23 protein-coding genes and 1 other annotated feature are annotated in these 20370 nt (G+C 42.7%); of the genes, 2 read left to right on the forward strand and 21 right to left on the reverse strand.

Going from position 1 to position 20370, the window contains the following annotated elements; translation table 11 throughout:
• Positions 1-11 precede the first annotated feature (11 nt).
• The 11 genes from QLQ22_RS18520 to nadB form a co-directional block, all read right to left on the reverse strand.
• A complete protein-coding gene (locus QLQ22_RS18520; protein ID WP_223436943.1) occupies positions 12-212 on the reverse strand; it encodes a DUF2905 domain-containing protein in 201 nt (66 codons plus the stop codon).
• Positions 209-1210 carry a Holliday junction branch migration DNA helicase RuvB gene (ruvB, locus tag QLQ22_RS18525; protein WP_284015313.1) on the reverse strand — a complete coding sequence of 334 codons (1002 nt, stop codon included), beginning with the start codon at positions 1208-1210 and terminating at the stop codon, positions 209-211. The genes QLQ22_RS18520 and ruvB overlap by 4 nt, the downstream gene beginning before the upstream one ends.
• Before the next feature lie 11 nt (positions 1211-1221).
• On the reverse strand, positions 1222-1830 hold the full coding sequence (gene ruvA, locus QLQ22_RS18530; protein WP_284015314.1) for a Holliday junction branch migration protein RuvA: 609 nt from the start codon (positions 1828-1830) through the stop codon (positions 1222-1224).
• A 112-nt stretch (positions 1831-1942) separates the two neighbouring features.
• Positions 1943-2506 carry an intercompartmental signaling factor BofC gene (locus QLQ22_RS18535; RefSeq protein WP_284015315.1) on the reverse strand — a complete coding sequence of 188 codons (564 nt, stop codon included), beginning with the start codon at positions 2504-2506 and terminating at the stop codon, positions 1943-1945.
• Positions 2507-2673: 167 nt separating this feature from the next.
• Positions 2674-3402: a YhcN/YlaJ family sporulation lipoprotein gene (locus QLQ22_RS18540; RefSeq protein ID WP_223436950.1), complete on the reverse strand. Its 729-nt coding sequence runs from the start codon at positions 3400-3402 to the stop codon at positions 2674-2676.
• Positions 3403-3794: 392 nt separating this feature from the next.
• Positions 3795-3959, reverse strand: coding sequence for a hypothetical protein (locus QLQ22_RS18545; RefSeq protein WP_223436951.1), 165 nt, complete (start codon positions 3957-3959; stop codon positions 3795-3797).
• A 63-nt stretch (positions 3960-4022) separates the two neighbouring features.
• A complete protein-coding gene (locus tag QLQ22_RS18550) occupies positions 4023-5051 on the reverse strand; it encodes an IS1595 family transposase (RefSeq protein ID WP_423246269.1) in 1029 nt (342 codons plus the stop codon).
• Between the two features lie 156 nt (positions 5052-5207).
• A complete protein-coding gene (safA, locus tag QLQ22_RS25060) occupies positions 5208-7010 on the reverse strand; it encodes a SafA/ExsA family spore coat assembly protein (protein WP_349654961.1) in 1803 nt (600 codons plus the stop codon).
• 186 nt (positions 7011-7196) lie between these two features.
• On the reverse strand, positions 7197-8306 hold the full coding sequence (nadA, locus tag QLQ22_RS18560; protein ID WP_223436953.1) for a quinolinate synthase NadA: 1110 nt from the start codon (positions 8304-8306) through the stop codon (positions 7197-7199).
• A gap of 13 nt (positions 8307-8319) precedes the next feature.
• Positions 8320-9150 (reverse strand): carboxylating nicotinate-nucleotide diphosphorylase, encoded by an 831-nt coding sequence (gene nadC, locus QLQ22_RS18565; RefSeq protein WP_223436954.1) that lies wholly within the window; start codon positions 9148-9150, stop codon positions 8320-8322.
• Positions 9137-10720: an L-aspartate oxidase gene (nadB, locus tag QLQ22_RS18570; RefSeq protein ID WP_223436956.1), complete on the reverse strand. Its 1584-nt coding sequence runs from the start codon at positions 10718-10720 to the stop codon at positions 9137-9139. The genes nadC and nadB overlap by 14 nt, the downstream gene beginning before the upstream one ends.
• A 100-nt stretch (positions 10721-10820) precedes the next feature.
• Between nadB and QLQ22_RS18575 the strand changes: the two genes are divergently transcribed.
• Positions 10821-11987, forward strand: a complete 1167-nt coding sequence (locus QLQ22_RS18575) for an IscS subfamily cysteine desulfurase (protein WP_284015317.1) — start codon at positions 10821-10823, stop codon at positions 11985-11987.
• The gene (locus QLQ22_RS18580) at positions 11974-12519 is read left to right on the forward strand and encodes a transcription repressor NadR (protein WP_284015318.1); all 546 of its coding nucleotides are present in this window, start codon (positions 11974-11976) and stop codon (positions 12517-12519) included. The genes QLQ22_RS18575 and QLQ22_RS18580 overlap by 14 nt, the downstream gene beginning before the upstream one ends.
• Positions 12520-12559: 40 nt before the next feature.
• On the opposite strand, the gene pheA is transcribed toward QLQ22_RS18580, so the two are convergent.
• The 10 genes from pheA to QLQ22_RS18630 all read right to left on the reverse strand — a co-directional run bounded on the left by pheA (position 12560) and on the right by QLQ22_RS18630 (position 20363).
• A complete protein-coding gene (gene pheA / locus QLQ22_RS18585) occupies positions 12560-13417 on the reverse strand; it encodes a prephenate dehydratase (RefSeq protein ID WP_223436961.1) in 858 nt (285 codons plus the stop codon).
• Between the two features lie 15 nt (positions 13418-13432).
• Positions 13433-13876 carry an ACT domain-containing protein gene (locus QLQ22_RS18590; RefSeq protein ID WP_223436963.1) on the reverse strand — a complete coding sequence of 148 codons (444 nt, stop codon included), beginning with the start codon at positions 13874-13876 and terminating at the stop codon, positions 13433-13435.
• A 66-nt stretch (positions 13877-13942) separates the two neighbouring features.
• The gene (obgE, locus tag QLQ22_RS18595; RefSeq protein ID WP_223436964.1) at positions 13943-15229 is read right to left on the reverse strand and encodes a GTPase ObgE; all 1287 of its coding nucleotides are present in this window, start codon (positions 15227-15229) and stop codon (positions 13943-13945) included.
• A gap of 23 nt (positions 15230-15252) precedes the next feature.
• Entirely contained in the window at positions 15253-15801 is a 549-nt protein-coding gene (locus tag QLQ22_RS18600; protein ID WP_284015319.1) for a sporulation initiation phosphotransferase B, read from the reverse strand.
• Positions 15802-16112: 311 nt separating this feature from the next.
• Positions 16113-16406: a 50S ribosomal protein L27 gene (gene rpmA / locus QLQ22_RS18605; RefSeq protein WP_070879464.1), complete on the reverse strand. Its 294-nt coding sequence runs from the start codon at positions 16404-16406 to the stop codon at positions 16113-16115.
• A 1-nt stretch (position 16407) separates the two neighbouring features.
• Positions 16408-16761 (reverse strand): ribosomal-processing cysteine protease Prp, encoded by a 354-nt coding sequence (locus QLQ22_RS18610; RefSeq protein WP_284015320.1) that lies wholly within the window; start codon positions 16759-16761, stop codon positions 16408-16410.
• 11 nt (positions 16762-16772) lie between these two features.
• Entirely contained in the window at positions 16773-17081 is a 309-nt protein-coding gene (rplU, locus tag QLQ22_RS18615; RefSeq protein WP_070879462.1) for a 50S ribosomal protein L21, read from the reverse strand.
• 15 nt (positions 17082-17096) lie between these two features.
• Positions 17097-17181: a sequence feature (ribosomal protein L21 leader region), on the reverse strand.
• 52 nt (positions 17182-17233) lie between these two features.
• Complete coding sequence (locus tag QLQ22_RS18620) at positions 17234-18667, reverse strand: Rne/Rng family ribonuclease (RefSeq protein WP_284015321.1); 1434 nt, start codon at positions 18665-18667, stop codon at positions 17234-17236.
• A 60-nt stretch (positions 18668-18727) separates the two neighbouring features.
• The gene (locus QLQ22_RS18625) at positions 18728-19594 is read right to left on the reverse strand and encodes a M50 family metallopeptidase (RefSeq protein WP_223436973.1); all 867 of its coding nucleotides are present in this window, start codon (positions 19592-19594) and stop codon (positions 18728-18730) included.
• On the reverse strand, positions 19587-20363 hold the full coding sequence (locus QLQ22_RS18630) for a M23 family metallopeptidase (RefSeq protein ID WP_223436974.1): 777 nt from the start codon (positions 20361-20363) through the stop codon (positions 19587-19589). Before QLQ22_RS18630 ends, QLQ22_RS18625 begins: the two co-directional genes overlap by 8 nt.
• Positions 20364-20370 lie beyond the last annotated feature (7 nt).

The following is a 20370-nucleotide window of genomic DNA, read 5'->3' on the forward strand; positions in this document are numbered from 1 at the left end:
CACCTTTTCTATTATTTGAACCGTCCGAAAACATTAAACAAGATTGTCAGTAAGATACTGATCACAATTGATGTAACAATCGGAAAATAAAAAGTCGTATTTCCTTTTTTGAATACAAAATCTCCAGGCAGCCTTCCAATGAGCTGCATAAATAATCCTGCGAAAAAAAGAACGGCACCTATCATCATCAGGATTTTAGGAAATTGGGTCATTTTTCAGGGGCCTCCATTTGAAAGTGATGGTAAACTGCTTCCGTTACCATTCTACCCCTTGGAGTGCGTTGTATAAAACCGATTTGTAAAAGATATGGTTCATATACGTCTTCAATTGTATGGGATTCTTCTCCAATTGTAGCTGAAATCGTATCAATTCCAACTGGTCCGCCCTTATATTTCTCAATTATTCCCATTAAAAACTTATGATCAATATGATCGAGGCCCAGTCTGTCGACCTGAAGTTTTTCCAGTGCATCCTTAGCAAGCTTTCCCGATACAGTTGACTCTCCAAGCACCTGGGCAAAGTCCCTCACCCGTCTTAGTAATCTGTTGGCAATTCGCGGAGTCCCCCTCGATCTTCTTGCAAGCTCGAGCGAAGCTTCTTTTTCCATGCCAATTCCTAAAATATCTCCGGTCCGTTCAACAATAAGAGACAGCTGCTGTTCATTATAATATTCAAGTCTGCTGAGAACTCCAAACCGATCTCTCAGCGGAGCCGTGAGCAAGCCGACACGAGTTGTGGCTCCAATAAGTGTAAACGGGGGCAAATCCAGACGGACAGACCTGGCTGATGGGCCCTTTCCAATCACAATATCAAGACAAAAATCTTCCATTGCAGGATACAGCACTTCTTCAATAGAGCGCTGAAGACGATGTATCTCATCAATAAATAACACATCACCAGGCTCAAGCGCTGTTAAAATCGCAGCGAGGTCACCCGGCCTTTCAATAGCTGGTCCAGATGTTGTGCGGATATTTACGCCCATTTCGTTTGCAATAATTGTTGCAAGCGTTGTTTTCCCAAGGCCCGGAGGACCATATAAAAGGACGTGATCCAGTGTTTCGCTTCTAAGTTTTGCCGCTTCAATAAAGACTTTCAGGTTTTCTTTTACTTTATCCTGGCCGATATATTGAGATAAAGTCTGAGGTCTTAAGCTTAGCTCGATTGCACCTTCATCTAAGTCCGCTTCATTTGATACAAGACGTTCATCCATGTCTTTTCACCTTACTTTAATAGCTTTTGCAAAGCTTTTTTCACATACTGATCTGTCGATAAATCTTCTTCCATCAGGGATGGGACGACCTTATTTATTTCTCGTTCAGCATAGCCGAGCACCTTCAGAGCTTCAAGCGCTTCGTTCAGCGCTTTTGAGGCTGTTTCTTTTTGTTCGTGCTCTTCATGGGTAAACAAGTCCGGAGCAAGCTCCCCTGCTATATCGGCAAGTTTCCCTTTTAAATCAAGAATTATCTGTCTGGCAGTCTTCTTTCCTACACCGGGAAACTTAATAAGGAACTTCTCGTCCTCATTTTCAATCGCACCGACTACTTGCGAAGGGTTTCCTGAAGCAAGTATGGCGAGAGCTCCTTTTGGCCCGATTCCTGTAACGTTCAGGAGCTTCATAAATAAAGCTTTTTCTTCTCTTGTATGAAAACCATATAAGGCGAGGATATCTTCTCTGACATGCTGATATGTAAAAATCGTCACTTCTGAAGAGCGATTGCGCTGATAGCTGAATGGATTTGGAGTGTGCACCTGATAACCGATTCCACAATGGTCAATGACAATATATTCTGGGGTAACAAAATCAATATAGCCTTTAATAAATTCAATCAAAACGATATTCACCTCTTTATAACTGTATCTCATTGTATCATAATTTTTTCTTTTGCCTGTAGTAATAATCATTAAAAAACAGAAAAAGCCAGCGCTTTTGCACTAGCTTTCTTTATTTCACATCTGCGGGTGAAGAATATGCTTTATATGACTGAATGACCTCTAAGTATTGATCTTTTGATTGTATGCGGATTCCATGCCTTAATTCATCATGCTTTCGTGTTTCAAGTTTTCTGACATCAATCTGAAAGAATGACTGAATAATTTCCGAAGCATCGTCCGGCCTTCCATTAAAAATAGAAAAGACACCTTCCGATGATATGCCGAAATACCCGTTTGCTTTTAGTAAAGGGGAGATATCATCCATTTCTTTTTGAAAAATAATCTGATTATCGTCCTGATCAATTAATTGCCAACCTTCATATTTTGCCCAGAAATCTTCCATTGCCAAGATGGTTTCTGTTTTCACTTCTTCACTGATTTCCCCATCCAAATAGATTCGTTCGAGCACCACTGTAACGGTCAGCGGACCGCTTACCTCATAGACTTCATTTTTCTTTTCCGCCGCATTCTCCGATGCACTGGATTCATCCTTATGGAAAGAAGGAATGATGAAAAACAATGTGACTATGACGCAGGCAAAGGCACCAATCAGTAAACGATGAGACGACATCATCACATACACCCCATATCATGAGCTATTTACCATATAGGTAATTATTCGTCATTTCTAGTTTGACCAAAAATAGAAATTTTAACCTTTGATGATTTTTTTCTTTTGATTATGCAGTAATTGGGAAAAACATAAAAAGGGGCATCTTTACAGATAACCCCCTTCATTATTTATCTGGCCTGTTGAAATGGTTCTCTCATCACATTGCCCATATCATCGAAAAGGTCTCTGATATCGGTATCAATTGTTTTTTTCGGCTGTCCGTTCTCAATATTGTCATTAATTGTTCTCACGCGAGAAAAGGTTCCTTCATCTGTGACAACCTGAACTTCTTTACCCTTTGCAGCTGGACGCACAGCATTTAAAACAGCATCTTTAACATTTTTGTCGTTTTTATCATCTGTGTCAATCGCCACAAGCACCTGATCTCCATTTACAACAGTGCGGACATCATCCACTTCTTTGACATCTGAAGCTTTTTCAGAAACATTTTTAGCAATGGCTTCTTCTTTATCGCTGTAATAATTTACTTGCTTCACTTGGCCATGGTAGTTCTCATCTGTTCTGCTGAAACGGTTATCTTTTTCAAGCGTGCCGTCTTCATTAGATAGCGGGGCTGTTGGATTATCCATTCTTCCATTATGAAAAGCATCATCGCGATTATTTACTTTTGTGAAGTAATTATCATTCATGTCGCCTTCCATCATTTCTGTCAATGGTCCATCGTTATCCACGTTATCCACATCATTATTATCGTTTCGGTGCTCATCTGAATAATAACCGATCGGTCTTGTGGAATCATCATATCTTGTGTCAAGTGCGCCTTCATTATTGTTGCACCCTGCAAGTCCAGTTGCAGCTATAGCAATTGCAGCAATTGCAGTAACTTTATGCCTCAATATTAAAACCCCCCTGATTTTTCTATCGCGAGCAAATCCCGCTCTTGTATAGGTTGCTCGTTCAAAGAAGCATTAATCTGTTAGTTAACGGTAAGTTCTTAAAATAATGGAGGAGGTTTTGTATTTGAGCTGACTCGTTTTAATCGTTCATTTAATTCCTTCTATATCGGGGCAAAATAAATCAGGGATTTTAAAGTCCACTTTTTAACAGCTGGCCAAAGAGGATTTTGGCGCATCCCTTGCATCAATGGGTAAATTATTATTCCTTTTTTAAACTAAGGCTATGTTAAATCTTAATGTTGTTTTACCCCAAAAGAAAACCGCCCTTTGAAAAGGCGGTTAATTAAACTATCGTTTCCCGTTAGCGGCAATGAATCCCGAAGCATTGTTTCCTAATTTTTCTCTAATGTAACAAGTGAATAAACTGCTCCACCACCACCTGCACCTGACATAGCACTCTGAGAGACAACCTTCCATCCCTCTTGCAAAAGTTGATTTAAATCACTTAAGTTATTCTTCTTATCGGTTAGATAATAAACTACGATTGCCTTTTGCATGATACACCTCCTCCAGAACATATTACATCATCATAAAATTTCATAATTTTACCGATTAGTCCATCAATAAGAAGCCGTTCGTCGAAGTTTACTGTTTGTTTCATTTACAGTAAACAGACAAGAGGCGACCAACATATTTTTCTTATTCGACGTTGTGTTCTCATATTCCTTGCTGTCTAAGCAGCGAAACCAAGCCAAGTAATTTTGAAGATACTTGGTTGCTACGCCGTTGAAGCGGTCAATCCAGCGTTTGAGTCGGCTATGGTAGCTGTTCACGTTCTGAATGTGGTAAACGCCTTTCACGCGCTGTTTCCCGTCGGACTTGAATCGGTAATGGTCTAAACCTTTTGAATTGGCATAGAAACTGAATGCCCGCCATGAAACGGTACAAAGCACGTTTGAATCGGATAACTGACCGCCAATCGCTTCATCCAATTTCGTTGTCCGAATACGCCCACGACCAAGAACGCCAGAGAAAGTCATTTTCTGACGGTCGCGAGCAACTAATACGCATATTTGGTCGTTGCTGATACCACGAAATTCAGCTTTGCCGCCGCGTTTACGGGATTTGCGTTCAGAAATGTTTCTTTTGCCTTTCTCAGAGTACAAGAAATAGGTCTCGTCCATTTCGACGATGCCTTGGAACGCTTCGGTTGGGATTTGCTTCAGAGCGGAAAGAATTTTATGCCGCCAGTAAAACAAGGTTACATATGTCACTTCTTCACCCAATTTCTCGGCACATTTTCTCAGCGAAAAACCTTCAATCATGCATTCGATGAATCGAACCCAAAGATGAGGTCTTCTGGTGCGTTGAAGCGGCGTGTTTGTGAGGTCGTTAAAAGTTTGACGGCAGAATTTACAGCGGTAACGCTGCCGTTTCACCTCTCCAGCACGCGTCTTAATAACGTATTTTCCAAATCGTACAACAGAATGACTTTCGGAAGTGGACAAGACAAGACCACCTATATGCTTTTGTTCTTGGATTTCATCAATTGCACGAATAGGAGCCGACAGGGGTTTCATTCGAGACTGTAAGAAATATACAAGTTCCTGTTTACCACCTTCATCTAATGCGTCAGCGAGCTTCTTTATTTCCTTTAACTAGACGTTAAATCATCTCCGAATCACATCATTATATCTTCTATTGCGCACTTAATTGTTCAGAATATTCAATTATCAATATCAGGAAATAACATAGCCTAAACTAAAAAAAGAGACGAACTATATGTCTCGTCTCTTACATCTATATTAATCGTCGTCGTCTTCATCATCAAATCTCGGCATCCCAAATTGGCTGTCCTGACCATATTGACCAGGCATTCCTCCGAACTGGCCGCCCTGGCCAGACTGTTCAGGCATTCCCCCAAACTGGCCTCCCTGACCAGACTGTCCAGGCATTCCTCCAAATTGGCCTCCCTGATCAAACTGATCAGGCATTCCTCCAAATTGGCCGCCCTGATCAAACTGACCAGGCATTCCTCCAAATTGGCCGCCCTGATCAAACTGACCAGGCATTCCTCCAAATTGGCCTCCCTGACCAAACTGACCAGGCATTCCTCCAAATTGGCCTCCCTGATCAAACTGACCAGGCATTCCTCCAAATTGGCCTCCCTGACCAAACTGACCAGGCATTCCTCCAAATTGGCCTCCCTGACCAAACTGACCAGGCATTCCTCCAAATTGGCCTCCCTGACCAAACTGACCAGGCATTCCTCCAAATTGGCCGCCCTGACCAAACTGACCAGGCATTCCTCCATAGCCTTGGTGTCCGCCGAGTCCTTTGGCTGGACCTCCGCATCCGCAATCTTCTTTATCCATAGCCGGGCTGATTGCCGGCGGCTGATTATTCATTCCCTGATCCCATGCACCAGCTACACCATGCGGCATGTTTGGGCCTCCGCTAAATGCTCCCTGCACTTGCGGCGGAAAGCCATAACCCGGCATCGGAGGAAAGCCGTAACCCGGCATCGGCGGAGACACTGGGTAACAGCCCGGCGGATATCCTCCTGGGCCTCCAAACCCTGGACCCCAAAATCCTGGGCTGCCAAATCCTGGACCGCCATATCCTGGACCGCCATATCCTTGCTGCCCATATGGCATATGCATTTGCTGTTGAGGCATATATGCTCCCATTACGTCGTCGTCGTCATCGTCATCGTCATAATCAAAAGGCATTTGCTGATTAGGCTGCTGCGGCATTCCTCCAAATGGAGCCTGCTGATACGGCATGCCATATGGCTGCATTTGCGGGCCTCCGAATCCTGGACCCCCAAATCCCGGGCCTCCGAACCCTGGTCCGAATCCAGCACCTGGCATGACTGGTGAAACAGGGTAACAATCATCTCCGACAGGACCGAGACCGAAACCTTCAGGTGCCTGATCCTGCGCTCCGGCTACAGCACCCTGGTTCTGATAAGGAGCCCCGCCCTGGCCACCTGGAAAACCTTGTGGTCCGGGACCGCCTTCATAAGCCCCCATCACCCCTTGCTGCGGCATGCTCGGCTTGTTTTCCATATCCTTTGTAGCCTCCTCTTTCTTAGCAGGTGAAACTGATTTTGGCTTTTCAGCCGGTTTTTGAGCTGGCTTTTCAGCCGGCTTCATCATCTCCGGCAGAACATTAGATGGCTTTGGCGGAAGCTGCGGCTGTGGAGCCTGAGGCATCATCGCCATATTCAGCATATAGTAGTTATTAATATCAAGTTCTGGATATGCTGGCTGTTTAATGTCAGGCACAGGCGGAACATATGGCACCGATGGCTTTTCTTTCGGCACTTCCTTCGGTTTGGTATCTGTTACATCCATCACTTGTTTAGGTTTTTCTTTTGCAAAAGGATGCTCAGATTTCGGCATTTCCTTTTTCCCTGAAAAGCTAACCTTTGTTTCATTTTTAACAGGAACTCCGCTGCTTGGAACTTTTATTTTCATACCAGGCATGATTAAGTCAGGGTTGCTTAGCTGAGAGTTCATTTTTTTCAATTCTTCAAAATCTACCCCATATTTTTTGGCAATTTTCCAAAGCGTATCGCCTTTTTGAACAATGTGGATTTTCAACCTTTCCCCCTCCTATGCTTGAAACTTTATCGCATATGATCAGCAGGCAATTATGCCATTCTTCTTCATCACAACTTATGCTTTAGAAGACAAATATATGTTTCACGCACAATAAAAAAACTGACAAACTTAAGATGAAGGCAGCTTGAGACTGCACTTATTACATCTTATTTTGTCAGTTCAAATTTATACGTGTGCAAGCATGCGCTCTAAAGCGAGGACAGCATGCTCTGTTGTTTTTGGGTCAACTTTTATTTGATTGATAATCTTTCCTTCTTCAAGTCCTTCGAGTGACCATAATAAATGCGGGAGATCAATTCTGTTCATCGTTAAACATGGACACATAAATGGATTTAGCGATACAATTTCTTTGTCCGGATGCTGGTCAATGATCCGTTTTACAAGGTTCATTTCTGTTCCGATGGCCCATTTGCTTCCTGCAGGAGCGGATTCAATCGTATCGATAATATATTTCGTAGATCCTGCCAGATCACTTGCAGCTACAACTTCTCTGCTGCATTCCGGATGGACGATGATTTTCATATCAGGCTTGGCATCGCGTAAATCATCTATATTTTTCACTGTGAATTTTTCATGAACAGAACAATGGCCTTTCCATAAGATCACAATTACATCCTCTGGATTTCCATCATATTCAATCTCGTTTGTCATTGGATTCCAAATCGCCATTTTATCAAGCGGAACACCTAAGTTAAAAGCCGTATTTCTGCCTAAATGCTGATCAGGCAAAAATAAGATTCGCTGTTTCTGTTCAAAGGACCAGCGCAGCATTTTCTCTGCATTTGAGGAAGTGACGGTTGCACCCCCATTTTTCCCGACAAATGCTTTAATGGCCGCTGTAGAATTTACATAAGTCAAAGGCAGAATTGTATCTCCATACATTGCCTGAAGCTTTGTCCAAGCCCGTTCAGTCTGCTCGATATCCGCCATATCAGCCATTGAGCACCCTGCTCTCATATCCGGCAGCAGCACATTTTGACCTTCACTCGTGAGCATGTCTGCAGTTTCGGCCATAAAATGCACTCCGCAAAAAACAATGTATTCTGCCTCGTTATTTTCAGCAGCTGCCTGTGCAAGCTGCAGGGAATCCCCAGTTATATCAGCAAACTGAATAACCTCATCTTTTTGATAATGATGGCCTGGTATCAGCAAACGGCGGCCGAGCTTTTCTTTAATCCGTATTACCCTTTCAATCATTTCCTCTTCTGAAAGTTCTTTATAATGAGGCGGCATTTTTTCATTTGTTTCAAATTGAAGCATATCCAATACGTTCATTGTAATTTCCTCCTTATTCTGCATTCATGCTGAGATCAAGAGATTTGGCGGAATGAGTAAGCATTCCAAGTGAAATAAAGTCCACTCCGGTGTCACCGTATTCAGCCAGATTTTGAAGGGTAATTCCTCCCGAAGCTTCTGTAATAATTGACGGCGGTGTAAGACTTGCAAAAGCTTTAACTTCTTCAGGGGTCCTGTTATCAAACATGATGATGTCCGCCTTTGCTTCTATTGCCTCCAGCAGCTGCTCTTCAGATTCAATTTCAACTTCAACTTTAATCATGTGCCCTGCATGAGCCCTGACCTTTTTTACAGCTTCAAAAATAGAACCGGTGCTTGCAATATGGTTATCTTTAAGCATGATTCCATCATACAAGCCAAATCTGTGATTATATCCGCCGCCGCACCGGACGGCATATTTTTCGATCATTCTCAAACCAGGTGTCGTTTTCCTTGTATCACAAATCTTTGTATGAGCAGAATTCAGGCCTTTTACTGCCTGATTTGTCAATGTAGCTATTCCGCTCATTCTCTGAAGCAAGTTTAAAATGACTCTTTCTCCAGTAAGCAGGGAAGCGATTGGACCTTCAATAACAGCTGCATGTTCGCCTTTATTTATCTGTTCGCCATCACGTTTCAGCAATTTAACTGCTACGCTTTGATCCAAAATTTCATATCCGGTTTTGATTACATCGGCACCCGCAAAAATTCCATTTTCCTTAGCTGTAATAGTGGCTTTTCCCCGCTGAGCTTTTGTAAAAATATACGAGCTCGTAGCGTCATGATCACCAATATCTTCAATAAAGAAAGCATCTAATTGTTTTTTCAGTTTAAGTAAATTCAATTTCCATCACCTCTGAATCATTCTTTAATTCTGTATCATATTTAGAAAGTAGAATTTGTTTTTTTAGCCATAATCGGTCATCTTTATAGGGATGATCTGTTCTAAAGTGACCTCCCCTGCTTTCTGTTCTCTGCAGGGCGGAAGTCACTATAAGCCAGCCGGCTGTCAGCATATTCATTTTTTCATATTCATTATTTGTGAAGTTATTCACATTGATATCCCAAAAAGAGATTGGCCATAAGAATTTTTCAAACCAGCATTTCGCAATTAAAAGTCCTTCTTCAGAACGCTCAATGGCAGCATGGTTTGTCATCATCCATTTTATTTCCTCTTTGGAAGGTAACATAACATCCCTTTTCCTGCTGGTCCTGATTTTCACTTTTTCAGTTTTTTCAATTGCATTTTGAGAAAAATTCAAGATATGCACACCTAAACGGCTGCCAAACACAAGGCCTTCAAGAAGCGAATTGCTCGCCAGCCTGTTTGCACCGTGAACTCCTGTACAAGCAGCCTCTCCTACAGCATATAACTGGCTGACCGAGGTTTTTCCATCTACATCAGTTTTTATGCCGCCCATTAGAAAATGCATTCCCGGGGCTACAGGGATTAAGCCTTCATCTATACTGACACCATATTTTTTGCACATAGCTGAAATCGTTGGAAAGCGGCTTTCAAAGGCTGTAATGGACGAGATGTTAAGGAAAATGCGATGTCCTTTTTTTATCTGTGAAAAAATAGTTCTTGCCACGATATCTCTTGGAGCAAGATCTCCAAATGCATGAACACCTTCCATGAACCGGATTCCATTCTCATTTTGAAGAAAGGCTCCCTCTCCTCTTACTGCTTCAGATATAAGCCCTACACATTGACCATTAATCAGTAGCATCGTCGGATGAAATTGAGTAAATTCCATATCGGTGAGGACAGCACCTGCCCGAAATGCCATTGCAAGTCCGTCACCTGTTATAACGCTTGAATTGGAAGTATGTTTGTAGAGGCTGCCGCAGCCGCCGGTAGCGAGAATGGTATGTCCGGCAAAATGCTGCTGAATGTCGCCTTTTGCATTCCGAGTAAATACCCCCCTGCAAACTCCCCTGCTGATGATAAGATCAAGCGCCATTTCATCTTCTATAATTTCTATGTTTTTACCAAGCTGTGATAATAAAAAATGTACAACTGCTTTTCCTGTGGCATCTCCGCCTGCATGGAGGATTCTGCTGAATCTGTGTGCACCCTCCTGGCCAAGCAATAATTTCCCGTTTGAATCCTTGTCAAATTGAAATCCATCATTTATAAGGGTGAGGACTTCCTTCGTCCCTTGTCTAACAAGCAGTTCAGCAGCAAGAGGATCATTATGATGGGATCCCGCCGTCATTGTATCTTCGAAATGACCCTGCCAGCTGTCATATTTATCCACAGCTGCTGCGATTCCTCCTTGGGCCAGCATAGAATTGCTCTCGTATTTAGTTGATTTTGTCAGAATGGTTACTTTTTTAGAAGATTGAAGCTGAAAGGCTGCAGACAGCGCTGCAATTCCGCTTCCAATAATTAATACATCCGTTTGAGGCACAAAATAACCCCCTATTCTTTACAAGTGTCTTGACACTTATATTTACATAAAACTAAAATAATGACAAGAGATTTTTTTACCCAGAGAGGAGACCTGAATTTTGATCTATTTAGATTATGCAGCTACAGCACCTATAAGCGATGAAGCACTTCTTGTATTCGCCGAGGCTTCAAGAAAAGCGTTCGCAAACAGCAATAGCCTGCATGATGAAGGGGATGCCGCCAGAACGATCTTAGAAGCTTGCCGCAGGAAGATTGCATTGCTGATTGGCGGTACTGCTTCAGGGATTTGCTTTACAAGTGGAGGCAGTGAATCCAATGTGCTTGCCATTGAAACACTCCTTAAAAATGCAGGAAAACATAAAAATCATATTATTGCCTCTGCACTAGAGCATTCTTCTATCTATAATTATTTAAAAACCCTTGAGCAAACAGGATTTGAGGTAACATTTTTATTGCCGGACAAACATGGTAAACTACATGTAGAAGAAATAAGAGATGCCGTCAGAGATAAAACCGCGCTTGTTTCCATTCAACACGCAAATTCTGAAATAGGCTGCATTCAAAATTTAGAGAAAATCGGTCATTTTTTACATGATAAGCCGGTTTATTTTCACAGCGACTGTGTTCAGTCGTTTGGAAAGATCCCCATCAAAGCGGATGAATGGAAAGCGGATGCCATTTCACTTTCCAGCCATAAGGTGTATGGACCAAAAGGTGTCGGCTGTCTCTATTTGAATCCGCGCGAACATTTTAATCCTGTTATACCCGGAGGCACACATGAAAACGGCTATAGAGCAGGAACGGTGAATGTGCCGGGAATTGCCGCATTTACATCTGCCGCCGCAGCAGCATGTTCTGTCATGAACACTGAATTCAATAGACTTGAATCATTGAAAAAAAGTTTTTTTGCAATGCTCACCCACTACAGTGAACATGTTCACATTATTAATAAAGATTTAGATGATCAGCTTCCGACCATTATCGGCCTTATTATTAGGGGAATTGAGGGGCAATATATGCTGCTGGAGAGTAATCGCAGAGGTGTAGCCATTTCCACAGGTACAGCCTGTCAAATTGGCATGCAGATTCCCTCAAAGGCACTGACTGCTGTTGGGCTGACTAATGATGAAGCCCTGCAGTACATCCGCATTTCAACCGGAAAACATACAAAAGCAGAAGATCTTGATAAAATGGCTGGCATCATTGGAAAAGCAATCAGCGAGAAATATAGGGACATGACGGAGGGTCATTATGAACGAAGGTAAAATTCCTGGAACGAAAAGAAGAGAATTAATCCTGAATTGGCTGAAAGAAATGAACGCGCCTATGAAAGGGAGCGAAATGGCAAAAAAAACAAATGTCAGCAGGCAAGTGATTGTTCAGGATATTTCTTTGTTAAAAGCACAAAACGAACCGATCCTTGCAACAAGCCAGGGCTATGTGTATATGAAACAGGAAAATGATGAACTGCCTGCATTTAAGCGCATCATCGCCAGCAGCCATAACCCGGAAGCAACGGCTGAAGAACTGAATATCATTGTCGATTACGGGGTAACCGTCAAAGATGTCATTATTGAACATCCTGTCTACGGGGAATTGACAGCATCCATCATGGTGAGCAATCGCAAGGAAGTGCGGGATTTTATCGAAAAAATTGAGGAAACAAAGGCAGCCTATTTATCACAGCTTACAGAAGGTTTGCACTTGCATACATTAGTAGCGGACCGTGAGGAAAAATTAGCAGAAGTGTGTACTGCTTTAAAAGCAGCAGGATATCTTGTTAGTGAAGAAGATTAAAAAGATTAAAACCGGCTCGCATTTGCGAGCCGGTTATTTTTCAGATCAAATATGCGCTGTACGTTCCGAGAGTCCGAACACCGCAGCCCAAAGCTTCAAGCTCTGCCATTGCCCCGGGAATAAGGACATCATCCATTTTCATATCAATGTCAATGATGAAAAAGTAGTTTCCAAGACCCGTTTTCATTGGTCTTGATTCAATTTTTGATAAATTCAGTTTTCTCCACGAAAAAGCAGATAGAACCTGGTGAAGAGCCCCAGACCGATCTGAAGGCAGTGTAATCATCAGAGTTGTCCTGTCAGTTATCTTATTTGTTTTGGTCTTGATATATGTATGCTGGTTCGGATGCAGCACCGCAAACCGTGTATGATTATGGGTATAATCATGAATATTTTTGCGGACAATTTTGAGATTATATTCTTGTGCTGCTAATTCATTTGCAACAGCCGCCATATTTTCCTCTGGATGCTCCTGGATGTATTTTGCAGCTGCACCTGTAGATGTCGCGTACTCGTACTTTGCTTTAGGCAGATGATGATGAAGAAATTTATGACATTGTGCAATCGCATGGGAATGAGAGTAGACCCTCTCTGCATCTCCCCACGAGTCTTCCCTGGATGGATGAACCATCAAGTGCTGCTGAATAGGCGCCACAATTTCCCCAATGATGGAAAGCGGCTGTTCATGAACGAGGTAATCAATGGTTAAGTTAACAGATCCCTCTAACGCATTTTCGAGCGGGACAACAGCTACGTCAATTTTTCCCTCAGCTACTGCATCCATGCACTGCGGGATGTTCAGAAATGGAACATGCTCAGCATGATCTTCGAAAAACTTTGTAACAGCAAGATGTGTAAATGTTGCTGCTGGACCTAAATAACCAATTTTATATGTCATAAGAAATCCTCTCCCCTAAGCTCCAGATCCTAATATCTCTACTTTCTCTACAAATTCAAGTCGTTTCAGCTTGGCCATGACGCTGTTAATATCTTCTTTCATTCCATTAGTATTTAATGAAAGCGTTACATTTGCCCGACCCTGCAGCGGAATCGTCTGATGAATGGTCAGTACATTGCAGCCAGCTGTTGCAACAACAGCAAGCAGCTGTGATAATGTGCCTGATCTGTCTTCAAGGTGAAAAAAGAGCGTGATAATGCGTTCGTTTACCATTGTGTGAAATGGAAAAACGGCATCACGGTATTTATAATAAGCGCTTCTGCTCATATCTACCCGCTGAACAGCATCAGCAACAGAATCTGCTTTTTTCCGTTCAATCAGTTTTTTAACCTCAAGCGTTTTTCTCATTGCCTCAGGCAGAACGTCTTCCCTCACTAAAAAAAAGGTTTCTTCCTTCATGACCTTCTCCTTTTCTCCATCTGCCTGTGAAAAAAGAAGAGCGGATTAAGGCTCTTCTTCTTTTGGCTACTCAACAAATTCAAATTCGAATTCAAGCAATCGTACAATATCGCCGTCTTTTGCTCCTCTTTGACGAAGCGCTTCGTCGACACCCATTCCGCGCAGCTGTCTTGAGAAGCGTCTGATTGACTCTTCGCGCAGGAAGTTTGTCATCTTAAAGAGATACTCCACTTTCTCTCCTGATACGACAAATGTTCCGTCACTGTCACGGGTAATTTCAAATTCTGCTGCTTCTTTATCGAATTTATAAAGAACACGGTGATCGGAAAGATCCTCTTCCTCATAAAGCGGGAATTCAGGTGTCTTTTCAATTGTGTTCATGATTTCAAATAAAAGTTCGCGAACGCCCTCACGGGTAATAGCAGAGACAGGGAAAATTGGAAGATCATCTTCAAGCTTTTCTTTAAAAGCTGCAAGGTTTTCTTCTGATTCCGGCATGTCCATTTTATTTGCAACAATGATTTGCGGTCTTTCTGTGAGACGGAGATTGTATTCTTTAAGCTCAGCATTGATAGTCAGATAATCTTCATAAGGATCACGGCCCTCGCCGCTTGACATATCAATCACATGAACGATGACGCGTGTTCTTTCAATATGGCGCAGGAATTGATGACCAAGACCCACTCCTTCATGTGCACCTTCAATTAATCCAGGCAGATCCGCCATAACGAAGCTGCGGCCATCTCCGGTTTCAACAACACCAAGGTTCGGTACAAGCGTTGTAAAATGGTATTCGGCAATTTTCGGTTTTGCCGAGCTTACTACAGACAGCAGCGTTGATTTTCCAACACTGGGGAATCCGACTAAGCCAACATCTGCAAGAAGCTTAAGCTCCATGATAATGTTTCGTTCCTGTCCCGGTTCTCCATTCTCAGAAAGCTCAGGAGCAGGGTTTGAAGGTGTTGCAAAACGGCTGTTTCCGCGTCCTCCGCGTCCGCCTTTTGCAATAACAGCCTGCTGTCCATGCTCAGTCAGGTCAGCAATAACCGTTCTTGTTTCTTCTTCCATAACCACTGTGCCCGGCGGAACTTTAACAACCATCGGCGTTGCATTTCTGCCATGCTGATTTTTCGACATGCCGTGCTGTCCGCGGTCTGCTTTGAAATGACGCTGATAGCGGAAATCCATTAATGTGCGCAGGCCTTCTTCAACTTCAAAAATAACGTCAGCGCCTTTACCGCCATCGCCTCCTGCAGGACCGCCCTTTGGTACATATTTCTCGCGGCGGAACGCAACAAGCCCGTTTCCTCCGTCGCCGCCTTTTACATATATTTTCACCTGATCTATAAACATGGTAATCCTCCGCTCCAAGCCAATTATGCGACACCGACCGCAACGGTCAGTTCATCCGGGAAAAGTTCATAATGCATTACTGACACTTGATTTTTTTCATTTGATTTTAACCAATTTAATAACAAAGCTTTCTCTGTTATTATGCCATTAAAATCAAAAAAGAATCGAACTTGTCCCTGATTGGCTTCTGTTTCTATTGTGATGCTCAAATGATTCTCTGTACACCTGTCAACGGAATCATCAAGAATCTGAAAGAACTGCTTACACCACTCGGTAACCTTCAGATCGTATTCCGACAAGTCACTAATGGCCCCAAGGACTTCATACTCCAGAGAATAGTGATGCCTTTTCCAGTTGAACGTCATTAAGAGGCTTGCAAATGACAGCATTTTTAAATTGCAAAGCTTCGATTCGCTTTGTGTTTCGATGACGATTTCTTCAATAATCTGCTGTACGCGATCGTGTCTATTTAATGATAAGTTTCCTTTGATTAATTGCAGTTTATTCATCCAATCGTGACGTGAATGACTTAACACATCGACAATATTCCACTCTTCATTTGTTTTTTTCATGTCGGCACTCCTACTCCCTTTTCTCTATTCTTTTCTCTAGGAGCTTCAAGACTTGGAAACTGAATGTCGTACTAAATTATAACAAACTATCCGGGGGAAAATAAGTGCAATTTGAAAAAAGCAAGAGGAAATCAATGATATGGGGAGGTTTTCCTGATAATAATGACTGTTTTCACTAGGGTTGCCGCTTTGCGTATGTGAATCAGTCCGCATTATTTCGTTATCATCCCCGCTTAAAAAAAGGGGGCTAAAAACAGCGTTCTAAAATAAAGAAAAACTCTAACCAGAGGCTAGAGTTTTCCTAAAAGAAATTATGCTTCTTGTGCTACAGGATATACGCTAACTTTTTTACGGTCACGTCCGAAACGCTCGAAACGTACAACTCCGTCCACTTTCGCGAAAAGAGTGTCGTCACCGCCGCGGCCAACGTTTTCACCTGGGTAAATTTTCGTTCCGCGTTGACGGAAAAGGATAGAACCACCGCTTACGAATTCGCCATCCGCACTTTTAGCACCAAGGCGCTTTGAGATTGAATCACGACCGTTCTTGGTAGAACCTACTCCTTTTTTAGAAGCGAAGAACTGAAGATCTAAACTTAAAAACATTCTAGTCCACCTCCTGCTGATTGTTATTTATCGTTATTTTTATGAAATGTCCATAGTTCAATTCAATTGACTGCAGCGATATGAGCATGCCTTCAAGCAGCAGCTGAGCCTGTTCGCCCGCTTTATGCCCGGGTTCATGAGGCAGCTGAAACGAAAGAAATCCTCCGTCTCCTCCCTGCTCGATAATCGGCGTTATTCCTGTTAACTTATGTATCGCATTAACAGCGCCAAATGTGACAGCAGATGCTCCGGCACAGACAATATCCTTTCCATGTACATCGAAATCGGCATGTCCAGATAATGTAAAGGATTCAATTAAACCGCTGCTGTTGCGGTTAATGACTGCTTTTATCATCTTAAAAGGCCTTAAGCGTTGATTGCGTCAATAACAAGTTTCGTGTATGGTTGACGATGACCTTGTTTTTTGCGGTAGTTTTTCTTAGCTTTGTATTTGAATACAGTGATCTTTTTAGCGCGGCCTTGTTTTTCAACTTTCGCTGTAACAGTCGCACCATCAACGATCGGGCTACCAACTTTCACGTCATCTCCGCCAATGAATAAAACTCTGTCAAAAGTAACAGTGTCGCCTTGTTCACCAGCAAGCTTTTCAACGTAGATCGCTTGACCAGCTTCTACTTTGATTTGTTTTCCACCAGTTTCAATAATTGCGTACATTCCTATGCACCTCCTAATTAGACTCAGACTCGCCAGCAAACAGGTGATCCGGAGCAATCCGAAAAACTTTATACCTGCATCTGTGCGGTTGTAGCACGGGTGCTACAATCAATAACATAACAATACTATCAAAATAGGGTTATGAATGTCAATTATATTTTATCTTTATTTTTTATTAGGCGTTGAATCATTTCACGGTCTCCAAGCTGCACAATTTGATATTGATCGCTCCATTCTGTCTTCTCTGTCAAAAAGATCTCAAAGTGCAGGGCCTTTTCTAACCGTTTAAGATGCTCATCATTTTTGCCTCTGAATGCTACTGCAGCATCAGAAGGAAGTTCTATTAAAGCAGCCTCTTGCTCCATGTACTGCAGTTCCCATAACTCCCGTTCAATTTTAAAAGCGATTGTTTCAGGCGACAGCACGTGTCCTGTCCCGCTGCAGAACGGACAATGACACGTGATAAGCGATGCCAAATCGGGACGCACGCGTTTTCGGGTCATTTGAAAAATGTTCATTTGGGAAAAACCGAGCATTCTAGTTTGAACTCTGTCACTCTTTGATTCCCTGAGCATTTCATGCAAGATGGCCTGCCTGTCCTCCTGCCGGGGCATATCAATGAAATCAATGATAATCATTCCGCTCAAATTGCGCAGTCTGATCTGTCTTGCTGCTTCTCTAGCCGCTTCTAAATTCGTCTTTATCACCGTATCCTGCAGGGAGGACTTCCCAGAAAATTTTCCTGTATTCACATCAATAGCTGTTAATGCTTCTGTCTGATCAATAACCAAGTAGGCGCCATTTTTCAGCCAGACAATCCGTTTCAGCGCTTTTTCTATTTCCTGTTCAATTTTGTACGCATCAAAAACAGGCTGTTTTGATTGATGAAAAAGCACTTCCAGGGTCTCATACCGGCTTTTCAAATCCCGCGCAAGATCGCTGTCATCACAAACGATCTGATGAAGCGTATCAGGATTGATTTCCCGTATTATCCGGTCAAAGAAAGGCGTGCCTTCTGTTAAAAGAGCAGGAGCCTTCGTATTTGCATGAAGCAAAGCCGCATATTTTTTCTTCAAATAACAAAATTCTTTATGCAGGGTTTCTTCTGTCTGTCCGCTTGCAGCAGTCCTGAAAACAAGTCCTTCATTTTCTTCGCAAAAATGAGATCCAATGAATTGGAGCCGCTCCCTTTCAGATGGATCCTCTATTTTTTTGGAAACAGCGGTATAGCCGGAAGTCGGCATATATACGAGATATTGTCCGCCAAATTCAAGGTTTGCTGTCAGTTTTGGCCCCTTATGTTCAGTTGGTTCTTTTGCAACCTGAACCAAAATCTGCTGTCCTTCTCTAAGCTTGGCTGACTTTAATTCAGGAGGGAGATCATTTACTGAAAGATATCCGTTCTTTTCCTCCCCGATATCGATGAAAGCAGCCTGCATTCCCTGAAGAACATTCAAAACACGGCCCGCATAAATGCTGCCGGCCGTTTCATTTATATGATGGATGTGAATTTCTTGAACAAGATTTCCTTCAAGCAGCACGCAGCGATTTTGACTGCCTTTTGCATTTAAAACTAACGTACGCAATGATCATCCTCTTTTCTATAGATGTGCTTTCTCATATTTACTCATTTTATCAGACCCCCGTCAATAATCATAATTCAGCTCGCCGACAGTCGACTGTGTTCGCTTATCAGCAAAAAAGGCATGAAGAAGCTCATTTTCATCCAGCTCAAACAGCTTTTTTCCATTTCGTTCAACAATAATGGGGTGCTTGCACCCTCTTCTGAATTTCAGCAGCGTTTGATAGATGGACTCTCCTTCATCTACAATAATCGGTTTTAAGGTCCCTGGATCCTGCTGGTTTCCATAATACCTCTCGAGCAAAAACCTCATGCTCACAAAACTGCGGTGTTTATATTCCATATATATGGAATAAATAAGGAACCCCCCGATTACCCACACATTAAGCTGCTGCGGGTAAAAAACAAGAAAAATGAGCAGATACAGACCTAAGCACATAGCAGAAACCAAAAGCATTGTCTGGTGTGCATCCTGATAAGACCGTTTCATGGACACAAGCAAAAACAGCAATTTCCCTCCGTCCAGCGGCCAGATAGGCAACAGATTGAACAAGAGAATCATGACATTATAAAAGGTGAAGAGCTGATACGTCTCATAACTAAATAATCCTGAAGCCTGTAAAAGATAAGCTGCTCCCTGAAGAGGAATATGCTGCAGGGGACCGGCAGCAATCGTCAGCAGCTCTTCCTTCAATGGTCTATTGCCGTGCTCCTCCACTTCAGCCACACCCCCAAAAGGCAGGAGAACAATGGATTTCAGGCGCCAGTTGAAATGTCTGGCTGTCATGGCATGGCCCAGTTCATGAATGAGAATAATCGACAGCAGGATCAGCAGTGACTGAAAATGAGCCGTCATAATCGAAATCCCCATGATTAACCACAGAATAGGGTGAATATGAATGTGCAGTAAAACAGATAAATATTTAGTCAAAGGATATCACCTGAATTGGGTCGATAAATTGATCACCCTTTTTAATAGCGAAATAATACGTCCCTTTTTGATCTTCTGCCGCTTTGATTTTGCCGATTTCTTTTCCGCTTTCTACAAAATCATAAAGTGACACCTTCACTTCTTCAAGGTTGCCGTACCAGCTCTCAGTTGAATCATCGTGCTGTACAACCACCGTCAAGCCAGATCCCTCTTTCTTCCCAATCTCAACCACAATTCCTTCATTCATTGCTTCAACAAGATTGCTGCTCGTCTCAACCATTACACCCTGGCCATTATCTTTAAACGTCTCAAGAACTTTTCCTGAAGCCGGAGCCGTAAATTCGGTATCTTCAGGCTTAGGAGCCTGATCGGAAGTTTTTATCAGGGCCAGCGGGTCTCCAAACTGATCTCCGTACCACTTTGAAATCATCGCAAACTGAAAATCCTCTTCAAATGTGCTAGTGACCACACTCTGAACCTTTTCAAAAGGCGGCGAATCATTCTTAAAAACAATCGCGGCCGCGAGAACTAAACATGCTCCAATCAGCAGTTTAAACATAAACACATCCGGTTTAAATAATGGATGGGAGCCGCCTCCTTCTCCCCCCGGATCATATGTGTGATAAGCGGAGCCTCCATATTTTTCTTCATCATCTGTGAATGACAGATTGGGCAGCTGTTTTTGAGGTTCCATCCTCTCAGCTCCTAAACTGCGGTCCCGTTTTCTTTTTGCCATTCTCCTGCGCAAATCATCCGCTCGATTCCCCATTGCCACA

The organism is Metabacillus hrfriensis, from assembly GCF_030127205.1.
GTDB lineage: Bacteria > Bacillota > Bacilli > Bacillales > Bacillaceae > Bacillus_P > Bacillus_P dongyingensis.

Excerpts from the sequence above, each read along its gene's own strand:
- pheA (WP_223436961.1), bottom strand. The coding sequence starts at position 13,417 with ATGACATATAAAATTGGTTATTTAGGTCCAGCAGCAACATTTACACAT.
- QLQ22_RS18535 (WP_284015315.1), bottom strand. The coding sequence starts at position 2,506 with ATGATGTCGTCTCATCGTTTACTGATTGGTGCCTTTGCCTGCGTCATA.
- rplU (WP_070879462.1), bottom strand. The coding sequence starts at position 17,081 with ATGTACGCAATTATTGAAACTGGTGGAAAACAAATCAAAGTAGAAGCT.
- obgE (WP_223436964.1), bottom strand. The coding sequence starts at position 15,229 with ATGTTTATAGATCAGGTGAAAATATATGTAAAAGGCGGCGACGGAGGA.
- ruvB (WP_284015313.1), bottom strand. The coding sequence starts at position 1,210 with ATGGATGAACGTCTTGTATCAAATGAAGCGGACTTAGATGAAGGTGCA.
- QLQ22_RS18590 (WP_223436963.1), bottom strand. The coding sequence starts at position 13,876 with ATGAAGGAAGAAACCTTTTTTTTAGTGAGGGAAGACGTTCTGCCTGAG.
- nadA (WP_223436953.1), bottom strand. The coding sequence starts at position 8,306 with ATGAACGTATTGGATATGCTTCAATTTGAAACAAATGAAAAAATGCCG.
- QLQ22_RS18630 (WP_223436974.1), bottom strand. The coding sequence starts at position 20,363 with ATGGGGAATCGAGCGGATGATTTGCGCAGGAGAATGGCAAAAAGAAAA.
- rpmA (WP_070879464.1), bottom strand. The coding sequence starts at position 16,406 with ATGTTTTTAAGTTTAGATCTTCAGTTCTTCGCTTCTAAAAAAGGAGTA.
- QLQ22_RS18520 (WP_223436943.1), bottom strand. The coding sequence starts at position 212 with ATGACCCAATTTCCTAAAATCCTGATGATGATAGGTGCCGTTCTTTTT.
- QLQ22_RS18600 (WP_284015319.1), bottom strand. The coding sequence starts at position 15,801 with ATGAAAAAAACAAATGAAGAGTGGAATATTGTCGATGTGTTAAGTCAT.
- QLQ22_RS18545 (WP_223436951.1), bottom strand. The coding sequence starts at position 3,959 with ATGCAAAAGGCAATCGTAGTTTATTATCTAACCGATAAGAAGAATAAC.
- QLQ22_RS18580 (WP_284015318.1), top strand. The coding sequence starts at position 11,974 with ATGAACGAAGGTAAAATTCCTGGAACGAAAAGAAGAGAATTAATCCTG.
- QLQ22_RS18610 (WP_284015320.1), bottom strand. The coding sequence starts at position 16,761 with ATGATAAAAGCAGTCATTAACCGCAACAGCAGCGGTTTAATTGAATCC.